The organism is Aquincola sp. J276, assembly GCF_024700035.1.
GTDB lineage: Bacteria > Pseudomonadota > Gammaproteobacteria > Burkholderiales > Burkholderiaceae_C > Aquincola > Aquincola tertiaricarbonis.
Map to the genome: position 1 here is coordinate 3,659,092 of NZ_JAJONC010000001.1, position 9,491 is coordinate 3,668,582.

Sequence of the window (9,491 nt, forward strand, 5' to 3'; positions counted from 1 at the left end):
CATGCCCGGCGGCGCTGCATGGCGGGCTTCAGCCCTTGTGCAGCGCCTTCAGCAGCTTGTCATGCACACCGCCGAAGCCGCCGTTGCTCATGCACAGCACGTGGTCGCCGGGCTTGGCCGCACGCACCACGGCGGCCACCAGCGCATCGATGCTGTCGTGCACCGAGGCCTGCGCGCCCATCGGCGCCAGCGCTTCGCGCGCGTCCCAGCCCAGGCCGCCGCCATGGCAGAAGCTCAGGTCGGCCTCTTCCAGCGACCAGGGCAGCTGCGCCTTCATCGTGCCCAGCTTCATCGTGTTGGAGCGGGGCTCGAACACCGCCAGGATGCGCGCCAGGCCCACCTTGCGGCGCAGGCCGTTGACCGTGGTGCGGATGGCGGTGGGATGGTGCGCGAAGTCGTCGTAGACCTTCACGCCACCGGCCTCGCCGCGCAGCTCCAGGCGGCGCCGCACGTTCTCGAAACTGCCCAGCGCCTTGCCGGCCACCTCGGGATCGACGCCCAGGTGCTCGGCCGCGGCGATGGCGGCCAGCGCATTGAGCTGGTTGTGCTCGCCCAGCAGCGGCCAGTCCACCCGCGCGATCTTCAGGCTGCCGCGCAGTACGTCGAAGGCATGCGGCTCGCCGCGGGCGCGCAGCGCGCCTGGCTCCTCGCGCGGCGGGCCGAAACGCACCGTCTCGCTCCAGCAGCCCATCTGCAGCACGCGCTGCAGCGCCGGCTCCCGCGCATTGACCACCAGGCGGCCGCTGGCCGGCACGGTGCGCACCAGGTGGTGGAACTGGCGTTCGATGTCCTCGATGCGGTCGAAGATGTCGGCGTGGTCGAACTCCAGGTTGTTCAGCACCGCGGTGCGCGGCCGGTAGTGCACGAACTTGCTTCGCTTGTCGAAGAAGGCGGTGTCGTATTCGTCGGCCTCGATGACGAAGGGCGCGCCCTCGCCCAGCCGCGCGGAGACGCCGAAGTTCTGCGGCACGCCGCCCACCAGGAAGCCGGGCTTCAGGCCCGCGGCTTCCAGGATCCAGGCCAGCATGGAGGTGGTGGTGGTCTTGCCATGCGTGCCGGCCACCGCCAGCAACATGGCGGCCCTGCAGCACGTGCTCGGCCAGCCATTGCGGGCCGCTGGTGTAGGGCAGGCCGGCATCGAGGATGGCCTCCATCAGCGCATTGCCGCGGGTGACCACGTTGCCGATGACGAAGAGGTCGGGCTCAAGCTTCAGTTGCGCCGCATCGAAGCCTTCGATCAGTTCGATGCCCAGGCTGCGCAGCTGGTCGCTCATCGGCGGGTAGACGTTGGCGTCGCAGCCGGTGACCCGGTGGCCCGCCTCGCGCGCCAGGGCGGCCAGGCCGCCCATGAACGTGCCGCAGATGCCGAGGATGTGAATATGCATGGCAAAGATTCTAGGAGGCGGTCCATTGCCTGCCCGGGGAGGCCGCGGTGCAAGGATTGACCTGGATTGCGGAGCACGCCTGGCTGTATCCGGCGCTGGAGGTGGTGCACATCGCCGGCATCGCGCTGCTGGTGGGCCCGCTGGTGCTGCTGGAGCTGCGCGTGTGGGGCCTGGCCGCGACTTTGCCCGTGGGGCCGCTGGCGCGGCTGGCGCTGACAGTAACGGTGCTGGGCTTCTGCCTGGTGCTGGGCAGCGGGCTGATGATGTTCGGCAGCCAGCCGGCCGAGCTGCTGGCCAACCGGCTGTTCATCGTCAAGCTGGGGCTGGTGATGCTGGCGGGGCTGAATGCGCTGCTCTTCCACTCCCGCGGCGGCCTGCAGCGGCTGGACGGCTTCGCCCGCGGGCAGACCGCGCTTTCGCTGGGGCTTTGGCTGGCGGTCATCATCTGCGGTCGGTGGCTGGCTTATTGACGCTTGCAAGCAAGGAGTACACATGCAACGCAGACAGGTTCTCGCAATCGCCGTGCCGGGCGCGCTGATGCTGGCGCGCAGCGCCTGGGCGCACCATGGCTGGAGCAGTTTCGACCAGCAGAGGCCGTTGTACCTGGAGGGCAAGGCCGTGCAGGTGGCCTGGCGCAATCCGCATGCGGAGCTGACGCTGGAACGCCCGCCGAACCTGCAGCTGCCGGCCGACCTGGCCCAGCGCCCGGTGCCGGCGCAGGCGTCGCCAGTGGACGGCCCGGCGCTGCTTCAGGCCGCCCGGCTGCCCACGCGCAACGACAGGCGATGGACCATCGAGCTCGCGCCGCTCACCCGGCTGCAGGCCTGGGGCATGCCGCCGATCGCCGAAGGCACCGACGTGGCGGTGCTGGGCTTCACCTTCACCGGCGAAAAGGGCGACCCGGTGCTGCGCGCTGAATACGTGTGGGTGGGCGGCAAGGCTTACGGCCTGAGGTCGTCGCCGGCTTGAGGGCCGGGTGGCATTCGGCGTTGCTCCCGTTGCCTTCGGCCGCACAGGCCGCAGGCGCCGTCTTGTTCGGCCGCCACGCGGGGGGCGGTGCCCGGCGGGGCTCATGCTGGGGTGGTCCGGCCCTGCGGGCCGGACTTCGCTGCGGTGCTCACGCCGAGGTCGCGCGGCCCAACTCGCTCTCGTTCGCTTCGCTCACTGCCGCTCAAACAGTCGGCCGCGAGTCAGTTCACGAAGCGCGCGGCGCGCGCCGACCTCGGCGCTGCGCTCCTCGCCACCCCACAAATCGCCCCGCCGGGCACCGCCCCCGCGCGGCTCTGCTCTGCGGGTGCGAAAAGGCTGCTGCCGCCGCCTCGCCGGCAAGCACGCTCTGCCGTGCCGCGGCCGCGGCCGACGGCGCAGCACGGTAGCGGCAGACCGTGGCGCCGTGCCAAGGCACCTCCATGCGCAGCACCGACCGCGGAAGCTAAGCCCCCGGGCCGGCCCGCACGGCCCTGCGCAAACAGCGCACACCCGGCATGTCACCTCCGCGCATAAGCACGAGCCTCAACCCTCAGCCAGTGCCTCACCCGCCGCCGCCACCGTCGCCGCAATGTCGTCGGCCGTGTGGGCAGCGCTCACGAACCCGGCCTCGTACAACGCAGGCGCCAGGTACACGCCGCGATCGAGCATCGCGTGGAAGAAGCGGTTGAAGCGCTCCTTGTCGGTGGCCAGCACCGCGTTGTAGTGCTGCGGCAGCTCATTCGCGAAGAAGAAGCCGAACATGCCGCCCTGGTGGTCGAACACCATCGGCACGCCGGCCTTCTGCGCGGCGCCCTGCAGGCCCTGCACCAGCTCGCCCGTGCGGGCCGAGAGGGCTTCGAAGAAGCCGGGCTTGCGGATCTCGCGCAGCGTGGCCAGGCCGCAGGCCGTGGCCACCGGGTTGCCCGACAGCGTGCCGGCCTGGTAGACCGGGCCCAGCGGCGCCAGCAGGCTCATCACAGCGCGTGAGGCGCCGAAGGCCGCCAGCGGCATGCCGCCGCCGATCACCTTGCCGAACACGCTGATGTCGGGCTGGAAGCCCGGGATCAGTTGTCCATACAGGCTCTGGGCGCCGCCCAGCGCCACGCGGAAGCCGGTCATCACCTCGTCGAAGGCCAGCAGCGCGCCGTGCTCGGTGCACAGCTCACGCAGGCGCTTGACGAAGGGCACCTGCGCCCGCACGAAGTTCATGTTGCCGGCGATCGGCTCGATCATCACGCAGGCCAGCTGGTCGCCGTGCAGCGCGAAGGCTTCTTCCAGCTGCTCCAGGTTGTTGTACTCCAGCACCAGCGTGTGCTGCACCACCTCGGGCGGCACGCCGGCGCTGGTGGGGTGGCCGAAGGTGGCCATGCCCGAGCCGCCCTTGACCAGCAGCGCATCCGCATGGCCGTGGTAGCAACCCTCGAACTTGATGAGCATCGGCCGGCCGGTGGCGCCCCGCGCCAGGCGGATGGCGCTCATCGCGGCCTCGGTGCCGCTGCTCACCAGCCGCACCTGCTCCACGCTGGGCACCAGGGAGATGATCTCCTCGGCCAGCTCGATCTCGCGCTCGGTGGGCGCGCCGAAGCTGAAGCCCTCCAGCGCGGCCTTCTGCACTGCTTCCAGCACCGCGGGGTGGCCATGGCCCAGGATCATCGGGCCCCAGGAGCCGATGTAGTCGATGTAGCGCTTGCCCTCGGCATCGAAGATGTAGGGCCCCTGCGCGCGCTGGATGAAGCGCGGCGTGCCGCCCACGGCGCGGAAGGCGCGCACCGGCGAATTCACGCCGCCGGGGATCACGCGCTGCGCGCGTTCGAAGAGTTCAGCGTTCTTGTCGGTCATGGGTGCTGCAGGCGAAAGGATCAATGCACTTGTCTAGGCAGGTTGCTGCCGTCGGGCTCGCCCTGCGGGCCGGAGCCGGGGTCTTCGCCGGGCTCGCCTTCCTCCTCCTCGCCGGGCGGCAGGGCCCAGAAGAAGCGGTCGGGGATGACGTTGCCCATGCCGGGGCGGAAGCCCGCGTCCAGGCTGTTGTCCAGGAAGGCCAGGGCCTCGCCCACTGCGGCCTGAAGCTCGCTGCCGGCGGCCAGCAACGAGGCCAGCGCGGCCGACAGCGTGTCGCCGGCGCCCACGAAGCTGGCCTCGAAGCGCTCGAACTTCTCGCCGGTGAGCGCGCCTTGCGGCGAGGCCAGCACGTTGTCCACCCATTGCTCGGTGCCCTTGGCCTTGGCCGGCAGCATCACGCCGGTGACCAGCACGAAGCGCGTGCCGTGCTCGCCGGCGGCCACGGCCAGCTCGCGCGCCGAGGGTGGGCGCTCGTTGTCCCAGTCGGGCAGCAGGAAGTCGGTCAGCGTCTTGTGGTTGCCGACCAGCACCTCGGTCTGCGGCAGGATGAGCTCGCGGTAGGCGTCCACGTAGCTCTGGTGGTCGTCCTCCTCCAGCCAGCCGAGGTTGGGCATGTAGGCCACCAGCGGCACGTCGGGGTAGTCGCTCAGCACCTCGGCCACGGCGCTCACGCCTTCGGCCGAGCCGAGGAAGCCGACCTTCCAGCCGGCGATGGTCACGTCCTCCAGGATGCCGCGGGCCTGCTCGGCCACCACGTCGCCCTCGATCTCGTGGCGGTCGAAGATCTCCGCCGTGTCGCGCATGACGATGGCCGTGACCACCGGCAGCGCATGGGCGCCCATCGCCGCGATGGTGGCGATGTCGCCGGCCAGGCCGCCGGCACCGCTGGCGTCGCTGGCGTTGAAGCTCATCACGCAGGCCGGTGCGACGCCTTCTTCGGCCACTTCGTCGGCCGGGGGCGGTTGGTTTTGGGGGTTCATGGGGTGGGATCCGGTACGTCCTCTCAAGGGCAGCAGCAGGGTGCCGATAACCTCCAGAGGAGTTTCAAGAATGTGTTGCATGTACCTGCACGGTCTCAGCTTTTCGCAAAACCGCGTGGCTACAATGCCCCTTTATTGTAGTGATTGACTGCATAACGTGAGCGAACCCGCAACCTGGATGTGCCTGATCTGCGGCTGGATTTATGACGAATCCGCCGGCGACCCCGAACACGGCATTGCGCCGGGTACCAAGTGGGCCGACGTGCCCATGAACTGGGTATGCCCCGAATGCGGCGCTCGCAAGGAAGACTTCGAGATGGTCCAGATCTGACGGACCGGCCCAGGAGGGCGGCCTTGCAGTCTGCCCGCCCCGCCGCAGCATCGGCGCCGGCGTGCGTGAAGGAGATTCGCCCGTGAGCGACCCGTTTCCCACCCTGTCCGAGACCGCTGCGCCGCCCACGGCGGCCAAGGTGCTCGTGATCGACGACAGCAATACCATCCGCCGGAGCGCAGAGATCTTCCTGCGCCAGGGCGGACACGAGGTGGTGCTGGCCGAGGACGGCTTCGATGCGCTGGCCAAGGTCAACGACCATGAGCCCGAGCTGATCTTCTGCGACATCCTGATGCCGCGGCTGGACGGCTACCAGACCTGCGCCATCATCAAGCGCAACCCCCGCTTCGCCCATGTGCCGGTGATCATGCTGTCGTCCAAGGACGGGCTGTTCGACAAGGCTCGCGGCCGCATGGTGGGCTCGGAGGACTACCTGACCAAGCCGTTCACCAAGGAACAGCTGCTGCGCGCCGTGGCGCAGCACCGGCGCCCCGCCTGACGCCCCGCCCGGCCAAGGAACAACGACATGACGATCCGCAAGATCCTGGTGGTGGACGACTCCAAGACCGAGCTGTACCACCTGTCGGACCTGCTGGGCCGCCGCGGCTATGCGGTGCGCACGGCCGAGAACGGCGACGAGGCGCTGCGCCGCCTGGGCGAGGACCTGCCCGACCTGATCCTGATGGACGTCGTGATGCCGGGCCAGAACGGCTTCCAGCTCACCCGCTCGATCACCCGCGACCCGCGCTTTTCCGGCGTGCCGGTCATCATGTGCACCAGCAAGAACCAGGAGACCGACAAGGTCTGGGGCCTGCGCCAGGGTGCACGCGACTACGTCGTCAAGCCGGTGGATGCGGACGAGCTGATCGCCAAGATCCGCGCCTTCGACTAGCCTGAGCGCGCACCGCACACGATGGCCAACCGCGAAGCCCTGCGCGAACTGCATGCCCGCCTGGCCGATCGCCTGCAGGCGGCCCGCACGCAGCAGCAGGTGGCGTCCTGGCTGGCGGTGGAGTGCCACGGCCATGGGCTGCTGTTCCCCCTGCAGCAGGCGGGCGAGATCTTCCCGCTGGCCACGCTGCTGCCGGTGCCGCATGCCAAGCCCTGGTTCGTCGGCGTGGCCAACCTGCGCGGCGGCCTGCATGGCGTGGTCGACCTGGCCGCCTTCCTGGGCTTGGGCCGCACCGAGACCGCCCGCGAGGGCACGCGCGACCCGGCCCGGCTGGTGGCGCTGAACGCGGCCGGCGGCCTGAACTGCGCGCTGCTGGTGGAGCGCCTGGCCGGCCTGCGCAACGAGAGCCAGCTCAAGCGCGAGAGCGCCGCTGCCGATGAAGCCCAGGGGCCCGTCCGCCCGGCCTTCGCCGGCGCACGCTTCCGGGACGCCGAAGGGCGCGCCTGGCAGGAGATCCTGCTGTCGGCCCTGGCCGACGATCCTCAGTTCCTTGCCATCGCGGGCCAGTAGCGCCCGAGCACACGAGTCAGCCCCGGGGTGAAGCAATGAGTTTTCTCGATCAGTACAAGACCAAGGGCGATGGACAGGCGGCAGACCCGGCAGGCCCGGTGACCCAGGTGGGCGAGGACTTCGGCCGGCCCACGCCGGAGGCGCCCGACATCGACCTGGACATGGACATCGGCGCGCCGTACCCGGCCACGCCGCTGCCCACGCGGCCCGCGCCGCTGGACGACGACGAGCCGTTCGCGGCCACCGCCACCAACTTTCCGCGCACCGGCGCCGGGCTGGCGCCGCCGGTCTCGGCCGGCCCGGTCGTCGCGCCGCGCGCGCCGGTGGCCAGCACCGCGTCGGCCCCGGCCGCGCGGCCCGCGCCGGCGCCTGCTCCCGTGGCCGGCCCGGCGTCGCTGATCGCCGAGAGCCGGCCGTCCGAGCTCGCGGACGACGACCTGGAAAGCCGCTTCAACGAACCGGTGCCCGCGCCCGCGGCCGGCGATGCCGGCAGCGGCCTGCCGCTGATCGGCCGCTGGCCGGTGTCGCGCCAGCGGAACATGCTGGCGCTGCTGATGCTGGGTGGCCTGCTGATGCTGATCGTGGGCGTGGTGCTGGCGCTGGGGTCGGCCAGCCGCGGCAGCCAGCAGCTCAACGCGGTGGGCCAGGCGCTGGCGCATTCGCAACGCCTGGCGCGGGTGCTGCCGCTGGCGGTGGCCGGCCAGGCCGATGCCTTCGCCGCCGCCGAAGCCAGCCGCGACCAGCTGGGCACCACCGTGCGCAGGCTGGCCCAGCCGCTGTCGGCCGAGCAGGCGGCCACGGTGCTGCCGTTGGCCGAGCGCATCGTGCAGAACACCGGCAGCGTGCTGTCGCAGCAGGAAGGCTTGCAGCAGGCCGGCCAGGCGCTGCGCCGCGTGGCGCGCCAGTCGGGCCAGCTGCTGGAAGCCGCGCAGGCGGTGGTCAGCGGCAAGGTGCAGGCCGGTGCCTCGGCTGCCGAGCTGGCAGTGGCCAGCCAGCTGCCGATGCTCACCCAGCGCCTGGGCCGCAATGCCGGCGAATACGCCACGCCCGAAGGCCTGGGTCCCGAGGCGGTGGTGCTGCTGGGCAAGGACCTGCCGGCGCTGCGCGACACCGCCAACCTGCTGCTGGAAGGCAATGCCGAACTGGGCTTGCCCGGCACCCGCGATGCCGCGCTGCGCGAGCGCATCGCCACGCTGCTGGCCGCCTACGAGCCGCTGCGCATGCAGGCCGAGGCGGTGCTGCCGCGGCTGCCGGCGTTGCTGGCCGCGCGCCAGGCCCAGGCCGCCGTGGTGGCCGACGTGGAGCCGCTGCGCCAGGCGCTGGAGGCGCTGCCCGGCGTCAGCGAAGGTGCCGCGGCCGCCGGCCTGGGCGCCGCGCTGCCGCTGATCGGCGGCGGGCTGCTGCTCGCGCTGCTCGGCGGTGGCGGCTTCGTGCGGCTGTATGTGCGCGACCAGGGCGAACAGGCCCGGCTGGCGCAGGCCCAGCGGGCCGAGGCCGAGCGCCAGGAGCAGCAGGCCAAGCGCGTCAACGATGCCAACCAGGCCGCCATCCTGCGCCTGATGAACGAGCTGCAGCTGGTGGCCGAGGGCGACCTGACGCAGCAGGCCACGGTGACGGAGGACATCACCGGCGCCATTGCCGACTCGGTGAACTACACGGTGGAGGAACTGCGCTCGCTGGTGGCCCAGGTGCAGGCCGCCGCCGGCCGCCTGACCGAGACCACGCAGAAGGTGGAGGACACCTCCACCGAGCTGCTGGCCGCATCCACCGAGCAGCTGCGCGAGATCCACGAGACCGGCGAGGCCGTGCTGCAGATGGCCGGCCGCATCAACGAGGTGTCGGCGCAGGCGCAGCAGACCGCCGAGGTGGCAGCCCAGTCGCTGGCGGCGGCCGAATCGGGCCGCGCCGCGGTGCAGGACACCATCGGCGGCATGAACACCATGCGCGACCAGATCCAGGAGACCTCCAAGCGCATCAAGCGGCTGGGCGAAAGCTCGCAGGAGATCGGCGAGATCACCGAGCTGATCTCCGACATCACCGAGCAGACCAACGTGCTGGCGCTGAACGCCGCGATCCAGGCCGCTTCGGCCGGCGAGGCGGGCCGCGGCTTCACCGTGGTGGCCGAGGAAGTGCAGCGGCTGGCCGAGCGCTCGGCCGACGCCACGCGGCAGATCGCCGCGCTGGTGCGCACCATCCAGACCGACACCCAGGATGCGGTGGCCGCGATGGAGCATTCCACCCAGGGCGTGGTGGAAAGCACTCGCCTGTCCGACGCCGCCGGCTCCGCGCTGGCCGACATCGAGCGGGTGACCCGCCGCCTGGCCGAGCTGATCGCCCAGATCTCCGCCCAGGCGCTGAGCGAGGCGCAGGGCGCCAACGTGGTGGCTGCCAACATCCAGCACATCTTCGCGGTGACCGAGCAGACCGGCGAAGGCACCCGTTCCACCTCGCAGATGGTGCGCGAGCTGTCGCGCACCGCCGAGGAGCTGAGCCAGTCCGTGGCCCGGTTCAAGATCAACTGACGC

General features: G+C 71.0%; 9 protein-coding genes and 1 pseudogene. 7 read left to right on the forward strand and 3 right to left on the reverse strand.

All coding sequences use genetic code 11. The features are described 5' to 3' along the window. Positions 1–28: 28 nt before the first annotated feature. Positions 29–1,385: pseudogene (mpl, locus tag LRS14_RS17040) on the reverse strand (UDP-N-acetylmuramate:L-alanyl-gamma-D-glutamyl-meso-diaminopimelate ligase). Between the two features lie 47 nt (positions 1,386–1,432). On the opposite strand from mpl, the gene LRS14_RS17045 reads away from it, so the two are divergent. Together LRS14_RS17045 and LRS14_RS17050 are read left to right on the forward strand one after the other, a co-directional pair. Beyond that, a complete protein-coding gene (locus LRS14_RS17045; protein WP_257800270.1) occupies positions 1,433–1,855 on the forward strand; it encodes a hypothetical protein in 423 nt (140 codons plus the stop codon). 22 nt (positions 1,856–1,877) lie between these two features. Next, positions 1,878–2,354: a DUF6152 family protein gene (locus LRS14_RS17050; protein ID WP_257800271.1), complete on the forward strand. Its 477-nt coding sequence runs from the start codon at positions 1,878–1,880 to the stop codon at positions 2,352–2,354. Positions 2,355–2,897: 543 nt separating this feature from the next. Here the strand turns inward: LRS14_RS17050 and hemL are convergent. Together hemL and LRS14_RS17060 are read right to left on the reverse strand one after the other, a co-directional pair. Continuing rightward, positions 2,898–4,193 (reverse strand): glutamate-1-semialdehyde 2,1-aminomutase, encoded by a 1,296-nt coding sequence (gene hemL, locus LRS14_RS17055; protein ID WP_257800272.1) that lies wholly within the window; start codon positions 4,191–4,193, stop codon positions 2,898–2,900. Between the two features lie 20 nt (positions 4,194–4,213). Continuing rightward, positions 4,214–5,173, reverse strand: a complete 960-nt coding sequence (locus LRS14_RS17060; protein ID WP_046115736.1) for a bifunctional hydroxymethylpyrimidine kinase/phosphomethylpyrimidine kinase — start codon at positions 5,171–5,173, stop codon at positions 4,214–4,216. A 178-nt stretch (positions 5,174–5,351) separates the two neighbouring features. On the opposite strand from LRS14_RS17060, the gene LRS14_RS17065 reads away from it, so the two are divergent. The 5 genes from LRS14_RS17065 (at position 5,352) to LRS14_RS17085 (ending at position 9,488) form a co-directional block, all read left to right on the forward strand. After that, entirely contained in the window at positions 5,352–5,504 is a 153-nt protein-coding gene (locus LRS14_RS17065) for a rubredoxin (RefSeq protein ID WP_046115735.1), read from the forward strand. A gap of 82 nt (positions 5,505–5,586) precedes the next feature. Then, complete coding sequence (locus tag LRS14_RS17070; RefSeq protein ID WP_310733676.1) at positions 5,587–6,003, forward strand: response regulator; 417 nt, start codon at positions 5,587–5,589, stop codon at positions 6,001–6,003. Positions 6,004–6,030: 27 nt separating this feature from the next. Continuing rightward, a complete protein-coding gene (locus LRS14_RS17075; protein ID WP_046115734.1) occupies positions 6,031–6,396 on the forward strand; it encodes a PleD family two-component system response regulator in 366 nt (121 codons plus the stop codon). A 21-nt stretch (positions 6,397–6,417) separates the two neighbouring features. Next, the gene (locus tag LRS14_RS17080) at positions 6,418–6,966 is read left to right on the forward strand and encodes a chemotaxis protein CheW (RefSeq protein ID WP_046115733.1); all 549 of its coding nucleotides are present in this window, start codon (positions 6,418–6,420) and stop codon (positions 6,964–6,966) included. Between the two features lie 35 nt (positions 6,967–7,001). Continuing rightward, positions 7,002–9,488, forward strand: a complete 2,487-nt coding sequence (locus LRS14_RS17085; protein ID WP_257800273.1) for a methyl-accepting chemotaxis protein — start codon at positions 7,002–7,004, stop codon at positions 9,486–9,488. Positions 9,489–9,491 lie beyond the last annotated feature (3 nt).